Source organism: Halorientalis pallida (assembly GCF_004118325.1).
Lineage (GTDB): Archaea > Halobacteriota > Halobacteria > Halobacteriales > Haloarculaceae > Halorientalis > Halorientalis pallida.
In genome coordinates, this window is record NZ_RDFA01000005.1 from 328,313 (window position 1) to 350,002 (window position 21,690).

Here is a 21,690-nt window from a genome sequence, read left to right on the forward strand (position 1 = left end):
GTTGTAGAAGAAGTTGAGGAAAATATGGCCGAAGACAGGATATAATAGTATCACTGGCCGCAGGTACTGCACATGGCTGTTAGTAACGCCTTCGAAGAACTGTCGGCTGTGGTCGCGCGGCTCGAGGCGGCGAACGCCGACGTCCGCGCGGCGACAGTCCAGGAGTCAGAACTCGGTCCCGGTGGTGAATTGACCGCGAAACTCACGGTAGCGGTTCCACTCTTCGCCGCATCGTCGCTCGGAGACGGCATCACGGTCGAGGCCGAGAATGCCGACGTACAGGACCAGCGCGTGTCGGTCGATCTCACGGTGACGGTCGCAGTGACCGACGACGACCCGGCAACCAGCCTGGCGGGGCTGGTCGACCAGCCGAACTCGGCGACCCAATCCGACAGGACGCCGGCGTACAAGGATCCCGACGCGCTGGCGACTGCGTACGCGGAGTGTGACACGTTCCCGGAGATGACGACGGCACTGGGTGTCGACGTGACGTCCGAAACCGTCCGCAGACACGCGATCAAGTACGGGATCCACGACCCTGACGACAGCACCCCGCGAGCGGGACAGGACGGCATCCTCGGCGAGGGCCACGGCACCGAGACGGGCGGGGCTGTCGAGGAGGCGGAACCCGGCGCCGTGGCCGGAACCACCGCTACGGGTTCGGGTGACTCGGGCACGGCGGAAGCGCCTCGGAAGGAGGACGAACGTTCAGCGGCGGACGAGACGACCAATCGGGCTGGTGACGCCCCAGCGAACTCGTCAGAGTCGTCGGATCACGGTGGGCACGCGTCGTCGCGGGCGGCGAAGCCGGTGCTGGACTCGCCACTCGCGGACCGTCCGGTCGCGGAATTCCTCTCGAAGACGAGCGAGGAGGAACACGAGAACACCGTCGTCACCGATGGATTGGGTATCTCGTCGGACCTGACCGTCGGGAAACTCACGACGGCGATCAACCGGTCGCGCACGGTTCACGAGGCGAAACAACACCTCGACATGAGCCGGAACAACGCCCACCAGTTGTTACAGCGACTCGATCTCATACAGTTCGTCTCACACCCGCTGGCGACCGATCAGATCGAGGTCACCCCGGAGGAGGTCGTGCGCCGCATCGACCCCGAGCGAGCCTGATCCCGTGCACGACGGACCGACACGGTCGCGGACGAGTAGTGACGACGCCGGATCTCGAACGGGGGCGACACGTTCACATCCAGAGACCGGTACCCAACACCGTCACTCGTCGGTGATCGAGACGACGACGTTTTTCGTCTGTGTGTAGTTTTCCAGGGCCTGTTGGCCTTTGGCGCGGCCGATCCCGCTCTTCTTGTAGCCGCCCGACGGTGCCTGCTGGGAGGCAAACAGGTACTCGTTGATCAGGACGGTCCCGGCTTCCAGTTTCCGCGCCATCCGGTGGGCGCGGCTCACGTCGGTCGTCCACACGAGCCCGTACAGACCGTACTCGGTGTCGTTCGCGCGGCTGACAGCCTCCGACTCCGAACCGAACTCGGAGACGGTGACGACCGGCCCGAAGATTTCGGTACAGGAGACCGGTGCATCGTCGGCCACGTTCGCCAGCACCGTCGGTTCGTAGAAGTACCCATCGCGATCGAGACGAGCGCCACCGGTCAGCAACGTCGCGCCGTCGGCCAGCGCCGATTCGACGAACGACTCGACGCGGTCGAGCGCGGCCGCGTCGATGAGTGGTCCGATCGTGTTCCCGTCGATTCCCGGCCCGACGTCCATCTCCTCGACGGCCTCGACGAGCATGTCCGTGAACGGTTCGGAGACGTCTTCGTGGACGAAGATCCGCGTTGGTGCGAAGCAGGTCTGCCCGGTGTTCCAGAAGGCCTTCGCCGAGTCCGCGGCCGCCCGTGTCAGATCGGCGTCCGGGAAGACGACGTTCGGGCTCTTCCCGCCCAGTTCCAGGTGGACCGGCGTGATATGATCCGCCGCCGTCTTCATCACCTCCCTGCCGGTCTCCGTCGATCCCGTGAACTCGATGTGTGCGACACGGTCGTCGTCGGTGAGCTGTCGGCCGGTTCTCGCTTCACCACCGGTCACGACGTTGAACACGCCGTCCGGGATCCCCGCCTCCGTGGCGATCTCCGCGAGCGTGAGCATCGACAGCGGCGCTCGCTCGGGCGCTTTCGCGACGACCGTGTTCCCGGCGGCCAGCGCCGGCGCGACACTGCGTGCGGTCAAGACCAGCGCGGCGTTCCAGGGCACGACGTGTGCCGTTACGCCGTAAGGTTCCCGTATGGTGTAGTCCAGCACGTCGCCATCGCCGTGGATCGGGATCGTCTCACCCTCGATCTTGTCGGCGATGCCCCCGTAGTAGTCGAAGTACTGGGCTGTCTTTCCCGCCTGTGCCTCCGAGGCACCCAGCGACCGCCCCATCTCGAGGGTCTCTGTCCGTGCAAGTCGGGAGACGGTCTCCCGAATCCGGTCGGCGAATCGACCGAGCAGCTGGCTGCGCTCGACCGGGTCGAAATCGGCCCAGGCGTCGGCCGCCGCGTCGGCCGCGGCGATGGCCGCCTCGACGTCGTCCGGTGTGGCCACTGCCACCTCGCCGATGGCCGCTTCGGTGGCGGGGTTCAGGATCTCGAACGTCGCTCCGGTCGTTCGCTCCGCACCGTCGATCCAGCTCCCGACGGTACCGAACTCCATGTTCGTCATTCGGTGTTCGGTTCGCCTGTCGGTTTCATAGTGGTATCGGGGGAAAGGGACCACACACTTCGAATTGGATCCGGCCGTGGGAGAAAGACACGGCGACGTGGGGCACGGGGACTCAGTCCGGGTCGTCACACGGCACTGGCTCCGTCTCGAACGTCGATTCCACGTCGCCACTCGGGAAAAAGCCCAGCAGGCGGGCCGTCTCGGTTCCCGTGTTCCGGACCGAGTGCGGGACGTCGGCCGGGACGACGGCCAGGTCTCCGGTCGCAGCCGTCGTCGTCTCGTCGTCGACGGTCGTTTCGATAGTGCCGTCGATGACGTACACGAGTTCGTCGACGCCGTCCCGGTGTGTCCCGATCATCGTTCCCGGTTCGAGTTCGTTGTAGACGACGGTGTAGTCCGTCGCCTCCGCCACCGTCTCCCCTGGTCTGTCCGCGGTGAACGGGAACGTCCCCAGCCACCGGGCACCGTCGATGCCCTCCTGTTCGACCGCTTCGAGTGCGAGCGAATCGAGTCGCAACGGGTCCATGCCCCAGGGTTCTCGGGCCGGCTGTTATGCGTTCGGGTGCCACTGTGTCGGAGCCGCGTTTGGCACATCCGACACAGGTGTTGGAACGGGTCCACGAGCGTCGTGGTCGGTGTCGACGTTCGTTCACGCCGCACACGCCCCGTGCCCCCCGTACTGTTTAGTCGCGGCCCGTCCCAGCGGGGATATGGAGACACGTTTCACCTGCTGGGCGAAGCGTCGCGGCTGCCGGCCGAGCGCGTCGGTCCCGTCGCCGCCGCAGTCGAACGGGATGCCGAAGTGGTGTGCATGAGTGGGTACGAGTACGTCGTCGTCGGCGGCGGGTCGGCGGGGTGCGTGCTGGCGAACCGGCTCTCGGCCGACGGCGAGGACGTGTTACTGCTGGAAGCCGGGCAGGACTGGCGAGCCGACACCGTCGACGAGACGGTACTGACCGGGAACTTCATGGACCTGCTGGCGGCCGACCGCATGGTGTGGCCGGAGCTAGAGGCCACCCTGAGTAGCGCGAAGCCGCCCGAACGGTACTACGTCGGAAAGGGGCTCGGCGGTGGGTCGGCGGTCAACGGGCAGCTGTGGCTCCGGCCGCCGCTCGCCGATTTCGACCGCTGGGTGGAGGCGGGCTGTGCCGGCTGGTCGGCCGAGGAGATGGCCGACCGCCTGCGACAGTGCGAGGCCGACGAACTCGGCGATCGGGCCCACCACGGACGGGACGGGCCCACGCCAGTGTGGCGACCGCGACCGGAGCGCGACGAGTGGGGCCCCGTCGATCACGCGTTCCGAGACGCGGCGGTGGAACTTGGCCACCCCGTCGCGCCCGATTTCGACCTGAACGCACCCGACACGACGGGGCTGGGCGCGACGCCGCGGAACGTCGAAGCCGGGGCCCGGGTGTCGACCAAGCAGGCGTATCTCGACCCGATCCGCGAGCGCGACACCCTGACCGTCCGGACGGGTGCCCTGGTCGACACCGTCCAGTTCGACGGACGTGTCGCGACCGGCGTCGAGGCCCTCGTCGACGGGACCCGACAGTCCTACGAGGCCGACACCGTCGTCCTCTCGGCCGGCGCGATCTACACCCCGACGATCCTGGTCCGGTCGGGGATCGGGCCGCGGGCGCAGGTGGAGGCGGTCGACGCCCCCCTGCGCTCGGTTCAGCCCGGACTGGGTCGGGTGATCGATCACCCGCTACTGGCGCTGTCGTTCCCACTGGAACCGGACGCTCGCGTCGACGACCCGTCGGGGTTCTTCGCGTCGACGATCCTCTTCTGGGAGGCCGACCTGCCTTACTCCCGACCGCGGGAACTCCACGCGCTCGCACGGAACTTCACCGAGACGAACCGAAAGGGAGCCGAACGCGGTGGTCTGGTGATCGGGATGTTCGACACCCACTCGCAGGGGCGGGTCGAGGTCACCTCGGCCAACCCGCGGGACGACCCAACAGTCGACGTGGGGATGCTCTCGGATCGCCGCGACCTCGTCCGGCTCCGCGAAGGCGTCAGACACGCCGTCGAACTGCTGGACACGGAGCCGATGCGGTCGATCAGGGCCGGCCCACCGGTCCTGGAAACCCACGACGGGGGCACCGAACCGATCGACGTCTCTGACGACGCCGCGCTCGACGCTCGGATCAAACGCAACGTCGCCCAGTACTACCACCCGGTCGGCACCTGTCGGATGGGTGCGCTCGACGATGAAGCGGCCGTCGTGACGCCACAGTGTCAGGTCGCCGGCGTCGAGGACCTGTTCGTCGTCGACGCGTCGATCATGCCGACGACGGTGCGTGCCCACACCAACCTCGCGACGGTCGCGATCGCGGAACGGGCCGTCGAGTTCCTCTCCGCCTAGAGTCGGGGAGGTTCTGGAGTTCGGATGCGGTCGCCCTCGTCAGAGCGGTCCTTCGACCGGATCGTCCTCGGGGCCGAAGGGCGTCCGAAACCACTCGGAGAACACGTAGGTGTCGGAGACGGTGGTCAGCGCACGGAGACTGCGCACGCCGAGGTTGATGCTCGTCCCCCGCGCCGGCGTCTCGATCTGGATCGCCTCGCCGGCCGCCGTGTGGATCTTCCGGACCGTCGTGTGGGAGTACTCGTTCGAGATCGATACCTCGTCGACCGAGTCGTCGGGATCGCCGCCCGTGAGCGGGACCGGATCGGGCTCGTCCAGGTCGCCGATCACGTCCGCGAGGACACCCCGTTCGCGCTGCCAAGAGAGCCCCTCGAGCAACAGCGAGTCGAGTTTGATCTCGTCGTGTTCGTCGGAGATTTCCAGCCGCTCGCCCTGTGAGACCAGCTTCTGGACCCGTATCGTTCCGTGCTCGTCGGTGAGCGTCAGATTGGCGTCCGCCGGCCGGTGGACACTGCTGTACTGTCGCGACATGATCAGAGAAGCGGGAGCGTGATGTTCTTCGTGTTCAACACGGTGTGGTCGAGATACACCGTCCGGTCGGCGATCCGGAAGCCGTCGGCGCTCTCCCTGAGGACGGTGTGTCGCTGTGCGGACAGCAGGTCGTGGTCGGGCTTGTCACCGTAACTCCTGAACACGTGCTGGTTGTTCGAGACGGTCAGTTCGTCGTCCTCGGCGTCGAGGACCCGGACGTTGCCGACGACGTGTCGAACCCGGGACCGTGGATTCTCCGACCAGGCGTACTCCTTCTGGAGCCGACCGACACGCTCGCGGATCCGCTCGGTCCCTTCCCGCAGGTAGTACGAGCGCGAACTGAACTCGTCCTGTTCGGACCCGGGGTCTCGTGAGGCCCGGACCGGCACCGAGAGGGTGAAATCGTCCGTCAGGAGGTCCAGCCACTCTTCCAGCGCGAACGTGTCCAGCAGGTCGGTCTCCCTGTAGATGAACGCCTCGACGCGCTGGCGGGTCTCGGGATCCACCGCCGGTCGCGAGCGCTGGGTACTCATCGCTCGCCCTCCGGGTTCGCGGCGCCGGACATCATCTCACACCACGCCTGGTAGAACATCCGCGAGTTTCGTTCGTCGAAGTAGCCGCCCTGCCAGGTCGTCTCTGCGGGCCCGTACACCGGATCGTCGACCGTCTCCGTCAGATCCGTCATGCCGCCCATCCCCTGTTGCATGTTCCCCTCGGTTTCGCGCAACTCGTGGGTCAGGGCGCCGCTGCTCTCGGAGATGCCTTCCCACACCGTGAGGTCGTCCGACTCGAACGCCCCGGCGGGGCTGAGGCTGTTCCAGCCGCTGTGGGAGTCGTCGAGGAACGACTCGTCGTCGGCGAACTCCTCGGGGACGAGCCACCAGCTGATCGTCTCCGTCTTGCCACAGCCGCGGGGCTGCCACTTCCGGAGGCAGACCCACGGGCCGCCCCATCCACCCGACTGGATCCCGTGGATGTAGGACGTGTTCGGAAAGATCGTCCCGAAGTGAAACACCGACCGGGCGAACAGTTCCCGCTGTTCCGGGGTCAGATCCTCGTGCATGCTCTCCTCGATCCCGTCGGGGTAGCCCATGTGCGTGTCCGGGTCCTCGGACAGGTAGTAAGCGGCACAGTGAGAGTCGGTACAGCTGAGGTACGCCGCCTCGAGGTAGTCGTCGAGTTCCTCCCACGGCCCCAACTCCAGTTCTTTCGTCTCCAGGGAGGCCTGGTGGGTCGTGAGGACGTGGTAGGAGTCCCCGGAGAAGTTGTCCGCCGCTGTCTTCCAGTCGTAGTCGGCTTCCCACCGGTGGGGTTCGCCCACGACCGTCAGCCCGCCCTCTGTCGCGTTGAACAGCACGTCCAGGTACCAGGTGAAATCACCGAGATACTCCGTCAGCGACGGCCCCTCGTCGGCGATGCGACCGAAGATGAGGCCGTGATACGTCGCCAGGTTGGCCTCCTGTAACTCGATCTCCTCCTCGTCGAGTTCCTGATAGGCCTCGTTCATGTGAGGCATCCCCTGAAGCGTGCCGTCGTTCTTGTAGGTCCAGCCGTGGTACGGACATCTGAAGTGGGAGGTGTTCCCCGTCTCCGCGGTACAGAACTGTGCGCCCCGGTGCATACAGCTGTCGAGGAACGCGTGCATCTCCCCGTTCTCGTCCCGGGTGACGATGAAAGGGTCCTCGCCGATGTACCGGCGGGCGTAATCACCGGGCTCTTCGAATTCGGAGGTGTGACCGAGGTACACCCAGGCGCGAGCGAACACGCGCCGGAGTTCCGCCTGATACACTTCCTCGTCGTTGATGATCTCCATGGGGAACCGCCCGCTGTCGAGACCCGACTCCGTCCGCTCGACGAGCCGGTCCGTCCGATCGGGGTCCGAACGCTCAGTTGCCATCACGGTGTAAAAATTTTACAGGATACTTATTACTTCTCGTCGCAAATTCGACCAATAGAGCAAACAAACCAGGTCCGTTTCCGGCAATAGGTTGAATAACAGAACTGGCCCGGACGCACTCACTGTGGCAACCCGACCGTGGGAGGCACGTCGACTCGGGAGGATGAGTCGTGGGCGGACCAGTGTGCCGCTTGTGGCGTGGCGACACGCGGCCCGACACAGCGGTGTACGGTCGTCCGGGAGATACCCGCCCGTGGGAGCACGCTCGTGCGGCTCCGAACGCCCAAATTCGACGAATTTGTGTATTCTCTCAGTTTCCGCAAAGGTACGTTTATTGTTGGCCGGCAGGAAGCCACGTCCAGACAGACGATGACAGAAGTACTCGTAGCAGGCGGCACAGTGGTAACTGTCGACGACGAGAATACGATCTACGAGGACGGCGCCGTCCTGGTCGCGGACGACGAGATACGGGACGTGGGGCCGACGGCGGAACTCGAATCGAAATACGACGCGGACGAGACCGTCGACGCCAGCGGGAGAGTCGTGATCCCGGGGCTGATCAACCTCCACGTCCACTCCGGTTTCATTCGCGGGCTCGCCGAGGACCTCCCCGTCTGGGAGTGGCTCGTCGAACACGTCGACCCGACACACCGCGCGCTCCGCAGGGAGGACGCCCGGGCAGCCTACGAGCTGTGTTACGCGGAGATGGCGAAAGCGGGCATCACGTGCACGCTGGACATGTACCGGTACATGGAGGAGGCCGCCGAGGTGGTCGACGACTACGGCCTCAGAGCGGTCCTCTCGCCGTACGTCGCGGACCGGGACGGGTTCGAGTACTTCCCCTCCGTCCAGGACAACGTCGACCTCGTCGAACGGCACCACGACACCGCCGACGGCCGGGTGAAGGTCTGGTTCGGCCTGGAACACATCGAGTACTGTACCGAGGCGGCGTATCGGCGCGTCGCGGACCTGGCGGCGGAGTACGGCGTCGGCATCCACACTCACGGCGAGGAGTCGCCGAAGAAGGCCCAGGAGTTGACCGACAAATACGGTATGCGCCCGATCGAGGTCTTCGAGGACTGGGGTATCCTCAGTCCCAAGACCGTCGTGGCCCACTGTGTGTGGCTCACGAACCGGGAGATCGAGGTGTTGGCGGAGACCGACACGAGCGTCGCACACTGTCCGACCAGCAACGAGAAACTCGCCTCCGGCGTCGCGCCGGTCCCGAAACTGCTGAATCACGGGGTCCCCGTCGGCCTCGGGACAGACGGGATCAAGGAGAACAATCGACTCGACGTGATCCAGGAGATGAAGAACGCGGCGCTCTTACAGAAGGTCCACCGGCTCGACGCGCGGGCGATCCCCGGCGAGCAAGCGCTCCGGATGGCGACGATGGGCGGGGCACGCGCACTCGGTCTCGACGACGAGATCGGCTCCATCGAGGCGGGCAAACAGGCGGATCTCGTCCTGCTGGATTTCCAGCAGCCACACCTGAGCCCGCACTTCGGCGCCGAGAACGTCGTCCCGAACCTCGTCCACGCCGCGATGCCGTCGGACGTGGAGACGGTGTTCGTGGCCGGCGATCGGGTCGTCGACGACGGTGACTTCCGCTCCGGCGATCAGGACGCCATCATCGAGAACTACGACGAGAAGGCGAAAGCGCTAGTCGAGCGTCGCGACAACGAGGAGTGGGCCTGAAGGCCTGCGTTCTCGGCCCGTCGACTAGTCCGCCTCGCGACTGTACGCCTGGACGAGAGCCGCCGGTTGTGCGCTGTCGTCGTCCCGGCGCAGGACGATCGTCGCGACGAGGACGACGAGCGTGACGATGTAGGGGTACATCGACATGATCGCGGGGTTGAGCAGGAATTCGATCACCGGGTTGAGCAGTCCAGCCAGCGGCGACTCCGGACCGAGCGCGAGGTCGAGGCTCTGTGACCGGAGCCGAAGCGAGTTGAACAGGCCGAACAGGTACGCCCCGAACAGGAGTCGCCCCGGACGCCAGCGCGCGAAGATGACCAGTGCGACGGCGATCCAGCCCTGTCCAGCGGCGATGTTGTTCGTCCAGATCCCGTTGAACGCCAGGGAGAGATGCGCACCGGCGGCTCCGGCGAGGAGACCACCGATCAACACTGCGAGATACCGCATCCGAAAGACGTCGATGCCCATGGTGTCGGCCGTCTCCGGATCTTCGCCCACGGAGATCATCTCCAGGCCGAGGTTCGTCCGCGTCAGCAACCACCAGACCGCGACGACGAGGCCGAGCGCGACGAAGTCGGTGGCCGGCCCCTCGAACACCGTCGGCCCGAGGAGCGGAATCTCCACGAGCAGGCCGCCGATCACCGGCAGGGTCCGGTCCGGGAACCCGGTGAACTGGGCGCTGGCCCACTGCTGGCCGAAGTAGGTCGTGACTCCGGTCCCGAGCAGGGTCAGCATGATCCCGCTGATCGCCTGGTCGGCTTTCAGTGAGATACAGAGGAACGCGTGGATGGTCGCTGTCAGGAGGCCACAGATCGAGCCGACGGCGAATCCGATCCAGTAGCTGCCAGTCATCACGGTCGCGACGACGCCCGAGAGAGCGCCCACGAGGATCATCCCCTCGACGCCGAGGTTGAGGATGCCCGCCCGTTCGCTGATGAGTTCTCCGAGGCCCGCGAGGATGAGGACGGTACTCGCACTCACCGTCGCGTCGGCGAGTCCGATGAGGAACGAGGCGTCAGTCATCAGTGGTCACCTCGGTTCCGCGGATCGATCGGCCGTCGTCTCTGCGGCCGATGGAGACGCTGAGACGGTACCGCTGGAAGAACTCCGCCGTGATCAGAAACAGGATGACGAGCGCCTGGACGATGTCGATGATCGCCGACGGGACTTCCATGGCGACCGTGACTCTGTTGCCGCCGACGAACAGGAGGGCGAAAAACAGCGCCGCCAGCAACATCCGGAAGACGCCGTTGCGACCCAGCAACGCGATCGGGACCGCGGTGTACCCGTAGCCCGGTGCGAACGACGCGTGCAGTCGGCTCTGGTTGCCCGCGATCTCGCTGATCCCCGCCAGCCCTGCGAGCGCCCCGCCGGCGACGAGCGTGAGCAGGTACACCCTGTACCGGCTCATCCCGGCCTGTTCGGCGGCGTCCGCGTTCGACCCGACGAAGTTGACCCGGAACCCGAACCGAGTTCGGTTCATCGCCACGTAGACCAGCACGACGATCAGCAGTGCGACGAGGAGGCCGACGTGAGCTCTCGTGCCCGGGATCGCCGGGAACTCGGCGGCCTCCGGGAGCAACTCCGTCTGGGGGAACCCGCCGGAGCCGCCCTGCATCGGGCCCCGGACGAGGTACAGCTGGATGTCCGCGGCGATGAACGTGAACAGGAGGGTGGTGATGATCTCGCTGATCCCCCACTTCGCGCGGAGCCAGGCGGGAATGAACGCCCACAGTCCGCCCGCGATGGCCGACCCGAACAGTATCACGGGGATCACGAGCAACTGCGGCAGGGTGACGTTGATGGCGATCCACGTGCCGACGATCGCCCCCGCGAGCAGTTGCCCTTCCGCACCGATGTTCCACAGGCCCGCTTTCATCGGCAGGTAGACACCCAGCCCGACGAGTATGAGCGGCGTCGCACGCACGAGGACGTTCGAGATGGTCGCGACCGTTCCGAAGGGACGCAGGAACATCTCGACGTACGCCGCGATCGGGTTCACGCCGATCGCGACCAGCGCGACGACACTGACGGCCAGTGCCGCCGCGATCGCGAACAGTGGCGTCCCGTAGGCGATCCAGGAGGGCGTTTGCTCCCGCGCGTCGATTTCGATGTCGACCAGCATCACTGGTCACTCCGGCCACCGTCGGCCGCGCGTCGCGTCGCCGTGTCCGCCGGGTCCGCGTCCGCCACGGACACCTGTGCCTCGCCACCGCCGTTCATCTCGACGCTCACCTGTTCTCTGGTGGTCTCCTCGGGCGTCGTTCGCAGCACGATCTCGCCTTCGTAGATCACCAGCAGCCGATCGCTGAGATCGAACAACTCGTCGAGGTCCTCCGAGAACAGGAGGACCCCGGTGCCGCGATTCCGCTGTTCGAGCAGGCGCTCTCTGACGAACTCGATCGCGCCGACGTCGATCCCGCGGGTGGGCTGGTTCGCGACGAGCAGGTCCGGGTCCCGCGCCAGCTCCCGGGCGAGGATGAGTTTCTGGAGGTTCCCTCCCGAGAGATCTTTCGCACAGTTTGTGGTCACGTCGCTGACACCACGAACGTCGAAGTCGTCGACGAGTTCCGAAGCGAAATCGCCCACACTGCCGTAGTCGAACAGGACGGAATCGCCGAACTGCTCGTCCCGGAAGTCCTTCATCACGGCGTTGTGCATCACCGACAGGTCACCGGCACAGCCGTGTTCGTGTCGGTCCTCGGGGACGAACGAGACACCCTGCGCGACGAACTCCTCGGGTGACGCGTCGGCCAGCCCCTGACCGCTGATCTCGATCGTCCCGGCCGTCGGATCCCGGACACCGGCGACTGTCTCGGCGAGCTGTTTCTGCCCGTTGCCGCTGACGCCCGCGATCCCGACGATCTCCCCCGCGTCGACGCGGACGTCCACACTCGACAGTTTGTCGACGCCGCGGTCGTCGATGGCGCTGACACCGGTCGCCTCCAGCACCGGTTCGCCCACGGTCGTGTCCGGTTTGTCGATCTCGAAGAGCACGTCGCGTCCCACCATCATCCGCGCGAGTTCCGATCGGTCGACGGTCGCCGTCTCGACGGTGCCGATGTCCTCCCCTTCCCGGAGCACCGTCACCCGGTCGGTGACCGATTTGACCTCTTTGAGTTTGTGCGTGATGAGAATGACCGAGAGCCCGTCGTCGACGAGTCGCTCCAGCGTCTCGAACAGCCGCTCTGCCTCGACCGGCGTCAGTACGGCCGTCGGCTCGTCCAGAATCAGCAGATCGACGTCCCGGTACAGCGCTTTCAGAATCTCGACGCGCTGGCGCTGCCCCACGTCGAGTTCCCTGACGGGCGCGGACACGTCGACGTCGAACCCGTACTGGTCGGCCAGGTCACTGATCCGTCGTTGCGGTCGGTCGAGGCCGAGCGAGAACCGTGACGCGACCGCCTGCACGGGGTCGGAGGACCGGAGGGTCGCCAGCAGGCCATCCCCCAGGTTCTCCTGGCGGAACGGAGCCGCCGGCTCGCGGCTCCCGAGGACGATGTTCTCCGTGACGCTCAACCGCGGGATCAGCTTGAAGTGCTGGTGGACCATCCCGATACCCGCGTCGATGGCGTCCTGTGGCCTGTCGAGGCGCAGCGGTTCCCCGTCGAATCGAATCGTCCCCTCGTCCGGCGCGTACATCCCATAGAGAACCTTCATGAGTGTACTCTTGCCGGCACCGTTCTCGCCGAGCAGGCCGTGGATCTCGCCCCTGCGAACGGTGAGATCGACGTGGTCGTTGGCGATGACCCCCGGAAACGTTTTTACTATCGACTCCATCCGAAGAAGGTCGTCGGTCATGACGGTCACTGGTGGCTGAATATACGACATCCACATATAATTTCTTCTGTTGGCAGAACCTTTGCGGCCAATATGTCTGCGTTTGTAGCGTGCTGTGCCGGAAAGCACTACAAACCTGGTCGGGGTGGCCGTCTCCGGCTTGCGGCCGATCTCCTGTTTACCGAGATGCCTACATCCCCACACTATTGTGAAAGATCGAAAAGTAGTAGTCGGCTGTAGATACACACTCGTGTACCATATGGGCGGAAGCATGGGCAATCATGAGAATATACTGGAGGCCAAGGACGTAACCAAGCGGTTCGGGGACGTCGTCGCCAACGACCAGGTGAATCTGTCCGTTCGTCGCGGTGAGATTCACGGAATACTCGGCGAGAACGGTGCCGGGAAGAGTACGCTGATGAATATTCTGTACGGACTGTACACCCCCACGGACGGTACGGTCGTATTCGAGGGGGAGGCACGGCAGTTCGCCTCCCCGAAGGACGCGGTCGATGCGGGCATCGGGATGGTCCACCAGCACTTCATGCTCGTCCCGAGCATGTCCGTCCTGGAGAACATCGTCCTCGGCGAGCGGGAGCTACCGCCGGGGTACGAACCGACCGGAATCGGCGTCCTCGACCGACTGGTGGGGATGCTCACACGGCATCGCAGCGCTCCAAGGGAGCGGGTCGTCGAACTGACCGACGAGTACGGTCTCGACATCGACCCCGACCGGAAGGTGTGGGAACTCGACATCGGTGAGCAACAGCGTGTCGAGATTCTGAAAGCGCTGTACCGGGACGTCGACCTCCTCATCCTCGACGAGCCGACGGCCGTGTTGACGCCGAACGAGGCGGAACAGATGTTCGAGACCATCCAGTCGCTCGTCGAGGAGGGCCTCACCGTCATCTTCATCACGCACAAACTCTGGGAGGTCGAGGAACTCGCCGATCGAGTGACGGTGCTCCGTGACGGGGCCAGCGTGGAGACGGTCGCGACCGACGGCGTGACCCAGTCCGAACTGGCCGAACTGATGGTCGGCAAGGAGGTGTTGCTCGACCTCGAGAAAGCGCCGGTCGACGTCGGCGACCCGGTACTGCAGGCGGAGACCCTCCGGGTCGAAGACGACCGCGGGATCGAGGCGCTCTCCGGGGTCGATCTCACCGTCAACCGTGGCGAGATCGTCGGCGTCGCGGGTGTCAGCGGCAACGGCCAGCGGGAACTCTCGCAGTCGCTGTTCGGTTTCAGGCCACTGCTCGACGGCCGGATCCGGATCGACGGCGAAGATCTGACCGGCGAGCCACCGAGCGGGTTCATGGACGCGGGCGTGTCCTACATCCCGCAGGATCGACACGAATACGGCGCCGCGCCGGGCCTGAGCGTGATGGACAACGCCTGTGCGAAGGAGTTCGAGTCCGACCGCTTCAGGCGATACGGCTTCCTCCTCGACTACCCGAACATGGCCGAATACACCAGGGACGTCGTCGACCGCTTCGACATCCGTGGCGTCGGCGACGTCGAAGAGACGCCGGCCGGCGATCTGTCCGGTGGGAACCTCCAGAAACTGATCCTCGGACGGGAACTCGACCGGCAACCCGACCTGCTCGTCGCGAACCAGCCGACACGGGGCGTCGACGTCGGTGCCATCGAGAGCATCCGAAACCTCGTGCTCGAACGGCGTGCGAGCGGGACCGGGGTCGTCCTCGTCTCGGAGGACCTGGACGAACTGTTCGACCTCAGTGACCGGATCCGGGTCATCTACGAGGGCGAGTTCGTCTTCGAGACCACTCCGGCGGCGACCACGAAGACCGAAGTCGGGATGGCTATGACCACGGGTGCACCCGGCGAACAGTCCCAGGCGACCGCCGGGGCCGGCGTGAGGGCCGAGGACCGATGACGGTCTCGGTGACCGTCGAGCATCGGGAATCGACGCCGTCGTGGCTCCGGTACACCGCGCCCCTCTTGACCGGGGCCCTGGCACTCCTCGTCGCCGCGGTCCCGTTGCTCGTTCTGAACGTGAATCCCGTCGAGGCGTACCTGGTGCTGTTCGTCGGGACGCTGCTCTCCCCGAGCGGGATCGTCAACACGCTCGTCACGGCCGTCCCGCTGTTTCTCACCGGGCTGGCGGTGTACATCCCGTACCGTGCCGGGCTCTGGAACCTCGGTGCGGAAGGGCAACTGTTCTTCGGAGCCGTCGCCGGCACGTTCGTCGGCGTGAACGCCGACTTCTCGGCACCCGTTCTCCTCGGTCTGATGTTCGTCGCGAGCGGGATCGTCGGTGGACTGTACGGGGCGATCCCTGGCTACCTCCGAGCCAAGCACGACGTCAACGAGATCATCACGTCGCTGATGCTGTCGCTGGCCGCGGTCTCGCTCACCCACTATCTGGTTCGGGGGCCGATGCAGGGCAGCGGCGGGTCGGCCGCGACCGAGAGCCTCCCGGAAGCCGCCCTCGTCCCGACGGTATTCAGCCCACGGCTCCACGTCGGTGTCGTCCTGCTGGTGGTCGTCGCCGCGTGCATCGCCGTGCTCATGAACCACACGTCGCTCGGGTTCAGGATCTCGTTCGTCGGTGCGAACGTGGGCGCGGCCAGACAGTCCGGCATCAGTGAGTACAGAACGTACCTGGTCGTGTTCGTACTCGGTGGGGTCCTGGCCGGCGTGGCGGGAATCGTCGAGGTCGCGGGCGTGTACGGTCGTCTCTTCGAGGGCTTCTCACCCGGGTACGGGTTCACCGCTGTGGCGGTGGCACTGCTCGGGCGCAACGGCGTGACGCGCGTCCTGGCGGCCGCGCTCTTCTTCGGCCTGCTCCAGACCGGTGGCTCCTCGCTGGCCATCCTCATGGACGTACCCACGGCGCTCGTGGACGTCATCGTCGCATTGATCATCCTGTTCATCCTGACGGCCGAGTTCTTCAAGACCCACCGCATCGACCTCCGAACCGGTCGGAACACCGACCGGGAGGGCGTGTCATGAGCTTCGTCGCGGGCATCGCGGACTCGACGGTCAGCCTCGCGACCCCGTTGCTGCTGGCCGCGCTCGGCGAAGTGATCGCCGAACGCAGTGGGGTCATCAATCTCGGCGTCGAGGGGATGATGCTGGCCGGTGCGCTCGCCGGGTTCGCGGCCGCGGTCGTCACGAACAGTATGTGGCTCGGCGTCCTCGTCGGCCTGCTCGCCGGTGTGTCCCTCGCGCTCGTTCACGCAGTCCTCGCCGTCTCGCTGAACGCGGATCAGGTGGTGAGCGGCATCATGATCACCATCCTGGGCATCGGTCTGACGACGTTGCTCGGCCGATCGTGGGTCGGGCAGTCGGTCAGTGGATTCGAGGAGATCGCTGTACCCGGTCTGTCCCGGCTCCCGATCGTCGGGCAGGCGATGTTCAACGTCACCGCGCTCGATTACCTGGCGCTGGCCCTGACCCCGATCGTCTGGTACTTCCTCACACGGACCAACATCGGCGCGGAGATTACCGCCGTCGGCGAGGACCCGGAGGCCGCGGACACCGCTGGGGTCCCGGTGTTTCGGATTCGGTACGGGTGCATCCTCATCGGTGGAGCGCTGGCCGGCATCGCCGGCGCTCAGCTCTCCGTCGCCTTCACGAACTTCTGGACCTCGGAGATGATCGCCGGGCGAGGCTGGATCGCCGTCGCGCTCGTCATCTTCGGGCAGTGGCGTGTCGGGAGTGTGTTCCTCGGCGCGTACCTGTTCGCCGCCGTCGACGCGCTGTCGTTCCGGTCCGGCGACGTCGGCCTCGGCAGCGAGGTGTTCGGGAGCAGACTGATAGCGGACGTCGTCGACGTCGCGCTCGATCCACAGGTGATGCAGGTCTATCCGTACCTGGCGACAGTCGTGGCGCTCTGGTACATCATGCGACGTGGGACGCTCGAAGAACTCGGTGCGCCCAACTCGCTGGTCGAAACCTACAGCCGGGAACGCGACTGAAAGATCGGTGCCCTCCGGCCGTGTCACCTCGATCCGGATCGACGGCTCGGATCGACACGCCGTGACACGGGTCGGTACCACAGGCCAGTGGCGACTGCGACCCCGACTCGCCACCGGTCGTGTCTGACCGCAAAACAACTATGTCTGTTGCAGCCAAACCCGATTTGGCTACCAAAACCTTATCTCTTTTCTGATTTAAGTCGATGCGTGTCTAATAATACTCGGAGGAAAACGACAGTTCGGAAATCGAGGCGGACGTTGCTCGCGTCTCTGGGGACGGCGGGCGCCGCGGCGCTGGCTGGCTGTGCCGGGGGCGGTGGCGGCGGTGAGTCGGATTCGTTGAATGCAGCGTGGTTGTACTTCTCCGAGGTGGGTGACCTCGGGTGGACGTACTCCCACGACCAGGGACGAAAGGCTGCCGCGGCGCAGCTCGATTATCTGGAGACGGATTACTCCGAGAGCGTCCCGGCCAACAGAGTCGAGCAGTCGGCCGTCCAGTACAGCGAGAACGGGTTCGACATCGTCTTCGGGGCGAGTGGGACGTTCACCGACGCGATGTCGGCCGCCGCCGAACGACGACCCGACGACGCCTTCCTCGTGGCCGGTGGGTTCCAGAAGGGCGAGGCGTTCAGTAACTTCATGTCGAAACTGTACCACGCCAGGTACCTCGTCGGCTACGCTTCGGGGATGGTCACCGAGACGGACCGGATCGGGTACGTCGCCGCGAACCCGGTTTCGAGCGTCTACCAGGAAGTGAACGGCTTCGCGTCGGGCGTGCAGGACGCCAACCCCGATGCGACGGTGTACCTACGCTTTTCCAACACGTGGTTCGACCCGCCGAAGGAAGGTGAGATCGCGCAGGCCCTCATCGACGACAGGGGCGTCGACGTGATGGCACAGCACCAGGACTCGCCGGCCGTGATGCGAACCGCCGCCGACAACGGGCTCTGGACGTCGGGGTACGCCGCGGACATGTCGGACTTCGGTGGCGACAAACACCTGATGGATCCGGTGTTCAAGTGGGAGAACGTCTTCGTCCCGATCATCGAGCAGGTCCGGAACGGGGAGTGGGACGCGGACTTCGTGTTTCCGGGCATCGACGACGAGGCCGCGGACATCACCGAACCCAGTTCGGGTGTCCCCGACGACGTCGTGAGCGAGGTGACTTCGATCAAAGAGGAGATGACCGCGGACGACCCCGACAGCGTCGTCTGGGAGGGCTCCACGTTCGTCGACTGGTCGGACGAAGAACTCCTGTTCAGCGTCGACTCGGTCGACTTCGACAACGTCGAGGGGAGACAGCTGTGACGCCGCGTCGGTGGTGAGACACACGAACACGGAAGCGTGTGGTGCGTGGTGTGGCTCAGGTGTGCTTTCGATGTGCGCGTTCGGCCAGCTGTGGGAACGCCTCGCGGGCCCGGTTCTTGACGCTCTCGGCGTCTACTGTCGTGATCTCGCCACCGTCTAGCAGCACCTCTCCGTCGACCATGGTGAACTGGACGTCGCTGCCCGTGGCCGCGTAGACGAGGTGTGAGAAGGCGTCGTGCATCGGAATCGTCCGCGCGTCGTCGCTCGCGAGACCGATCACGTCCGCGGCCCACCCTTCTTCGAGTTTGCCGGTCTTCTCGAACCCGATCGCCTCGGCCCCGTTGACCGTCGCCATCTCGAAGACGGTTTCGGCCGGCAGCATCGTCGGATCTCGTTTGTCGATCTTCTGTAAGAGTGTCGCCTGTCGCACGTCGACGAAGGGGTCCATCGTGTTGTTCACCGGTGCCCCGTCGTTCCCCACGGCGACGTTGATCCCCCTGTCGAGATAGTCGACGACCGGCGCGATCCCGGCCCCGATCTTCATATTCGAACTCGGACAGTAACAGACGTGCGTGCCGGTCTCCGCGAGTATCTCGCGTTCCCGCTCGCTCGTCAGAATGACGTGTGCCAGGACGACGTCCGAACCGGTCAGTCCGACCTCGTGTAACCACTCGATGTCCCTGGTTCCGTAGGTCTCGTCGACGAACTCGACGACCCCCTCGTTCTCGCTCGCGTGTGTGTGGATCCGGACCTTCTCCTCCCGGTCGGCCAGTTCGCGTGCCCCACGGAGACACTCCTCCGTACACGTGGGCGTGAAGCGTGGCGTCACCGCGTATCGAATCCGGTCGTCGAACGACCGGTGGTACCGCTCCAGCAGTCGCTCGGATTCGGCGAGGGCCTCGCCGGTACTGGTCAACAGCCCCTCGGGGGACTCGCGGTCCATCATCACGTTCCCGATGGCCGCTTTGATGCCGATCTCGCCGGCCGCCTCGAACGCCCCGTCGGAGTGGTCGACCGTGAGGTGGTCGATACAGCACGTCGTCCCGTTCTCGATCAACTCGATGTACGTCAACGTCGAGGCGAGTTCCAGTTCCGCCGCCGTCATCTCCGCCTCGATGGGGAGGATGTACTCCTCCAGCCACTCGAAGAGGTCCGTGTCGTCGGCGAGGCCACGGCCCGGGACCTGCACCGAATGGACGTGAGACTGGACGATGCCCGGCGCGACGATGTCGAAGTCTCGCCGTTCGTGGGACGGGTACTGCTCGACCAGTTCGTCCGCCGGCCCCACCGCTTCGATCCGATCGTCCGCGACGACGACCGCGCCACGCTCTACGACCGTCGTCGAGTCCCGAACGACCGTTCCGGTCAGTAACATAGACATCCATACTATTTTTTCCGAGATAACCCTAACGGACAGCAGAATATATCGCTGACTGTGCCCGAACGTCCAACACCGGCCGACGACAGTGCTGGCACACGCCACATCGTCAGCCCTCGGCGGGACCCACACAGACTCATCCGGAGCGATCGGATACTGTGTCCACGATTGTGTGAAACACTCGGTTCTGTCCGGTGAGGTTCGAAATACCCGGCAATAATTGTCCAATTGGACCGGGGTTATACAACAGGTGACGCTACTGGCGTGCACTCCCTGCCGACCACTGGCGGGGGAGGAACTCGACACGATGGCCCGTACTGACACAATCGACGTAGCCCTGGGAGAGCAGCCGGCCGACCTCGTCGTCACGGACGCGGAGGTGATAGACGTCCACACTCGGGAAATCAGGAGTGGTGGCGTCGCAGTCGTCGGCGACCGAATCGCCTACGTGGGAGCGGAGGCCAGCGAGATGATCGGCGAGGAGACGACCGTTCTCGACGCTGACGGACGCTATCTGTCTCCCGGATTCATCGACGCGCACATCCACGTCGAGAGCACGCTGTTGACGCCGACGGAATTCACGAAGGCCGTGTTACAGCACGGGACGACCGCGGTAGCGACGGATCTGATGGAAGTGACCATCGTCTCCGGCGTCGACGGACTGGAGGAGATCCTCGACGAGTGCCGCCAACTCCCGCTTGGGTTTTTCTACATGGTTCCGTCGTTCATGGAGGAGGGTGACGTCCAGACGGTCGGGGGCAAACTCGAACCCGAGCTCGTGAACGAACTGATCGACCTCCCGGAAGCGATGGGTCTTGCCGAAGTCCTGGTCCCGCCAGTGCTGGACGAGAACCCCGTCGTCACGGAGATGATCGAGACGGCCATCGAGAAGAACAAGACCCGAGAGGGTCACTCACCCGATACGTACGGTCGGGAACTGCAGGCCTACGTGGGTGCGGGTGCCACGTCCGACCACGAGTCGACGAACGTCGACGAGGCACTCGGCAAGCTCCGTGCGGGACAGTGGGTGTACATGCGCGAGGGGTCGGCGTCGACGGACCTGGAATCGGTCGTCGAGATGGTCACCGAACGCGATATCGACACGCGTCGCGTCGGGATGATCAGCGACGACATCGACGCCCTCCACATCGACGAGAAGGGACACATGGACCACAAGATCCGTCTCGCAGTCGATGCGGGCGTCGACCCCGTCGAAGCGATCCAGATGGCGACGATCAACCCCGCCGAGGGGATGCGTATCGACGAGGACTACGGCAGTATCGCCCCGGGGAAGTTCGCCGACCTCGTCCTGCTCGAGGGCGAACTCGCGGACTGTGCCGTCTCTAGCGTCGTCGCCAAAGGGGAGTTGCTGTACGACTCGGGCGAACTGACGGGCGAATTGCCGTCGGTCGACTACTCGGAGACCCTCCGAGATACGGTCGACGTCGGTGGCGAACTGCACCCTGACGAGTTCACCGTCACCGTCGACGAGTCGGCGACGGAGGCTCGCGTCAACGTGCTGGGTGCCTCCGGATCGACGCTCCTGAAGGAGGCCCAGGAGGCGACACTGCCGGTCGTCGACTCCGTCGTTCGCGCCGACCCGGACGACGACGTGTTGCACATCGCTTCCGTCGACCGGTACGAGGCGAGCGGACGTGTCGGGACCGGCTTCGTCTCCGGGTTCGGTCTCGATACGGGTGCGTTCGCGACGTCGGTCGGCCACGATCACCACAACGTCACCGTCGTCGGGGCGTCGCCCGACGAGATGGCCGTAGCCGCCAACCGTGTCGCGGAGCTGGAGGGCGGGCTGGTCGTCGTACGCGACGGCGAGGTGGCTGCGGAGCTTCGGCTCCCGGTCTGTGGGCTCTTGAGCCCTGAACCCATCGACGCCGTCACCGACCGCCTGGACGAGATGAACCGACTCCTCGACGAGATGGGCTGTGAGATGGCGAGCCCGTTCATGTCGCTCTCTTTCGTCACGCTCATCTACATCCCCGCGTACGGGATCACCGACTACGGACTGGTCGAAGCCGACGGTTTCGACGTCGTCGACCCCGTCGTTGAAACGACGTGAAGTCGGACGGTCCGGAGACGGTGTCGACGAGAGCGGGCT

The 21,690-nt window shown here is 65.3% G+C and carries 17 protein-coding genes; 8 read left to right on the top strand and 9 right to left on the bottom strand.

The genetic code is table 11. The features are described from left to right. The first annotated feature begins 72 nt into the window (after positions 1–72). Positions 73–1,128 (top strand): hypothetical protein, encoded by a 1,056-nt coding sequence (locus tag EAF64_RS15105; protein ID WP_129069812.1) that lies wholly within the window; start codon positions 73–75, stop codon positions 1,126–1,128. 102 nt (positions 1,129–1,230) lie between these two features. Here the strand turns inward: EAF64_RS15105 and EAF64_RS15110 are convergent, their stop codons facing one another. After that, positions 1,231–2,673 carry an aldehyde dehydrogenase family protein gene (locus EAF64_RS15110; protein WP_129069813.1) on the bottom strand — a complete coding sequence of 481 codons (1,443 nt, stop codon included), beginning with the start codon at positions 2,671–2,673 and terminating at the stop codon, positions 1,231–1,233. 112 nt (positions 2,674–2,785) lie between these two features. Then, positions 2,786–3,199, bottom strand: a complete 414-nt coding sequence (locus tag EAF64_RS15115; protein ID WP_129069814.1) for a cupin domain-containing protein — start codon at positions 3,197–3,199, stop codon at positions 2,786–2,788. Positions 3,200–3,484: 285 nt separating this feature from the next. Here EAF64_RS15115 and EAF64_RS15120 point away from each other — a divergent pair, with 285 nt between their 5' ends. After that, positions 3,485–5,041 (top strand): GMC family oxidoreductase, encoded by a 1,557-nt coding sequence (locus EAF64_RS15120; protein WP_193767711.1) that lies wholly within the window; start codon positions 3,485–3,487, stop codon positions 5,039–5,041. Positions 5,042–5,080: 39 nt separating this feature from the next. On the opposite strand, the gene EAF64_RS15125 is transcribed toward EAF64_RS15120, so the two are convergent. From EAF64_RS15125 to EAF64_RS15135, 3 genes are read right to left on the bottom strand one after another with little or no spacing between them, the layout of a single operon-like run. Beyond that, the gene (locus tag EAF64_RS15125; protein ID WP_129069816.1) at positions 5,081–5,572 is read right to left on the bottom strand and encodes a hypothetical protein; all 492 of its coding nucleotides are present in this window, start codon (positions 5,570–5,572) and stop codon (positions 5,081–5,083) included. 2 nt (positions 5,573–5,574) lie between these two features. After that, positions 5,575–6,105 carry an aromatic-ring-hydroxylating dioxygenase subunit beta gene (locus EAF64_RS15130; protein WP_129069817.1) on the bottom strand — a complete coding sequence of 177 codons (531 nt, stop codon included), beginning with the start codon at positions 6,103–6,105 and terminating at the stop codon, positions 5,575–5,577. Beyond that, the gene (locus EAF64_RS15135; protein ID WP_129069818.1) at positions 6,102–7,469 is read right to left on the bottom strand and encodes an aromatic ring-hydroxylating oxygenase subunit alpha; all 1,368 of its coding nucleotides are present in this window, start codon (positions 7,467–7,469) and stop codon (positions 6,102–6,104) included. The genes EAF64_RS15130 and EAF64_RS15135 overlap by 4 nt, the downstream gene beginning before the upstream one ends. A 399-nt stretch (positions 7,470–7,868) precedes the next feature. On the opposite strand from EAF64_RS15135, the gene EAF64_RS15140 reads away from it, so the two are divergent. Then, the gene (locus tag EAF64_RS15140) at positions 7,869–9,167 is read left to right on the top strand and encodes an amidohydrolase family protein (RefSeq protein WP_193767712.1); all 1,299 of its coding nucleotides are present in this window, start codon (positions 7,869–7,871) and stop codon (positions 9,165–9,167) included. Between the two features lie 24 nt (positions 9,168–9,191). Here EAF64_RS15140 and EAF64_RS15145 read toward each other — a convergent pair whose 3' ends face one another. Genes EAF64_RS15145 through EAF64_RS15155 form a run of 3 tightly spaced genes read right to left on the bottom strand, consistent with a single transcriptional unit; the run spans position 9,192 to position 12,968 of the window. Continuing rightward, the gene (locus EAF64_RS15145) at positions 9,192–10,190 is read right to left on the bottom strand and encodes an ABC transporter permease (protein ID WP_129069820.1); all 999 of its coding nucleotides are present in this window, start codon (positions 10,188–10,190) and stop codon (positions 9,192–9,194) included. Then, positions 10,183–11,292, bottom strand: a complete 1,110-nt coding sequence (locus EAF64_RS15150; protein WP_129069821.1) for an ABC transporter permease — start codon at positions 11,290–11,292, stop codon at positions 10,183–10,185. Before EAF64_RS15150 ends, EAF64_RS15145 begins: the two co-directional genes overlap by 8 nt. Then, positions 11,292–12,968 carry an ABC transporter ATP-binding protein gene (locus tag EAF64_RS15155; RefSeq protein ID WP_227739014.1) on the bottom strand — a complete coding sequence of 559 codons (1,677 nt, stop codon included), beginning with the start codon at positions 12,966–12,968 and terminating at the stop codon, positions 11,292–11,294. The genes EAF64_RS15150 and EAF64_RS15155 overlap by 1 nt, the downstream gene beginning before the upstream one ends. 250 nt (positions 12,969–13,218) lie before the next feature. On the opposite strand from EAF64_RS15155, the gene EAF64_RS15160 reads away from it, so the two are divergent. The 4 genes from EAF64_RS15160 (at position 13,219) to EAF64_RS15175 (ending at position 18,199) form a co-directional block, all read left to right on the top strand. Then, complete coding sequence (locus EAF64_RS15160) at positions 13,219–14,844, top strand: ABC transporter ATP-binding protein (protein WP_129069822.1); 1,626 nt, start codon at positions 13,219–13,221, stop codon at positions 14,842–14,844. After that, a complete protein-coding gene (locus tag EAF64_RS15165; RefSeq protein ID WP_129069823.1) occupies positions 14,841–15,923 on the top strand; it encodes an ABC transporter permease in 1,083 nt (360 codons plus the stop codon). Before EAF64_RS15160 ends, EAF64_RS15165 begins: the two co-directional genes overlap by 4 nt. Beyond that, entirely contained in the window at positions 15,920–16,891 is a 972-nt protein-coding gene (locus tag EAF64_RS15170; protein WP_129069824.1) for an ABC transporter permease, read from the top strand. The genes EAF64_RS15165 and EAF64_RS15170 overlap by 4 nt, the downstream gene beginning before the upstream one ends. 258 nt (positions 16,892–17,149) lie before the next feature. Continuing rightward, on the top strand, positions 17,150–18,199 hold the full coding sequence (locus EAF64_RS15175; protein WP_193767713.1) for a BMP family ABC transporter substrate-binding protein: 1,050 nt from the start codon (positions 17,150–17,152) through the stop codon (positions 18,197–18,199). A gap of 55 nt (positions 18,200–18,254) precedes the next feature. On the opposite strand, the gene EAF64_RS15180 is transcribed toward EAF64_RS15175, so the two are convergent. After that, positions 18,255–19,574 carry a 5'-deoxyadenosine deaminase gene (locus tag EAF64_RS15180; protein ID WP_129069826.1) on the bottom strand — a complete coding sequence of 440 codons (1,320 nt, stop codon included), beginning with the start codon at positions 19,572–19,574 and terminating at the stop codon, positions 18,255–18,257. A gap of 310 nt (positions 19,575–19,884) precedes the next feature. Between EAF64_RS15180 and EAF64_RS15185 the strand changes: the two genes are divergently transcribed. Further along, on the top strand, positions 19,885–21,651 hold the full coding sequence (locus tag EAF64_RS15185) for an adenine deaminase (protein ID WP_129069827.1): 1,767 nt from the start codon (positions 19,885–19,887) through the stop codon (positions 21,649–21,651). Positions 21,652–21,690 lie beyond the last annotated feature (39 nt).

Bases quoted from the DNA above. Each gene is read 5' to 3' on its own strand.
- EAF64_RS15135 (WP_129069818.1), bottom strand. From the start codon at position 7,469: ATGGCAACTGAGCGTTCGGACCCCGATCGGACGGACCGGCTCGTCGAG.
- EAF64_RS15145 (WP_129069820.1), bottom strand. From the start codon at position 10,190: ATGACTGACGCCTCGTTCCTCATCGGACTCGCCGACGCGACGGTGAGT.
- EAF64_RS15130 (WP_129069817.1), bottom strand. From the start codon at position 6,105: ATGAGTACCCAGCGCTCGCGACCGGCGGTGGATCCCGAGACCCGCCAG.
- EAF64_RS15180 (WP_129069826.1), bottom strand. From the start codon at position 19,574: ATGTTACTGACCGGAACGGTCGTTCGGGACTCGACGACGGTCGTAGAG.
- EAF64_RS15165 (WP_129069823.1), top strand. From the start codon at position 14,841: ATGACGGTCTCGGTGACCGTCGAGCATCGGGAATCGACGCCGTCGTGG.
- EAF64_RS15170 (WP_129069824.1), top strand. From the start codon at position 15,920: ATGAGCTTCGTCGCGGGCATCGCGGACTCGACGGTCAGCCTCGCGACC.
- EAF64_RS15105 (WP_129069812.1), top strand. From the start codon at position 73: ATGGCTGTTAGTAACGCCTTCGAAGAACTGTCGGCTGTGGTCGCGCGG.
- EAF64_RS15110 (WP_129069813.1), bottom strand. From the start codon at position 2,673: ATGACGAACATGGAGTTCGGTACCGTCGGGAGCTGGATCGACGGTGCG.
- EAF64_RS15120 (WP_193767711.1), top strand. From the start codon at position 3,485: ATGAGTGGGTACGAGTACGTCGTCGTCGGCGGCGGGTCGGCGGGGTGC.
- EAF64_RS15155 (WP_227739014.1), bottom strand. From the start codon at position 12,968: ATGACCGACGACCTTCTTCGGATGGAGTCGATAGTAAAAACGTTTCCG.
- EAF64_RS15115 (WP_129069814.1), bottom strand. From the start codon at position 3,199: ATGGACCCGTTGCGACTCGATTCGCTCGCACTCGAAGCGGTCGAACAG.
- EAF64_RS15125 (WP_129069816.1), bottom strand. From the start codon at position 5,572: ATGTCGCGACAGTACAGCAGTGTCCACCGGCCGGCGGACGCCAATCTG.
- EAF64_RS15150 (WP_129069821.1), bottom strand. From the start codon at position 11,292: ATGCTGGTCGACATCGAAATCGACGCGCGGGAGCAAACGCCCTCCTGG.
- EAF64_RS15160 (WP_129069822.1), top strand. From the start codon at position 13,219: ATGGGCAATCATGAGAATATACTGGAGGCCAAGGACGTAACCAAGCGG.
- EAF64_RS15185 (WP_129069827.1), top strand. From the start codon at position 19,885: ATGGCCCGTACTGACACAATCGACGTAGCCCTGGGAGAGCAGCCGGCC.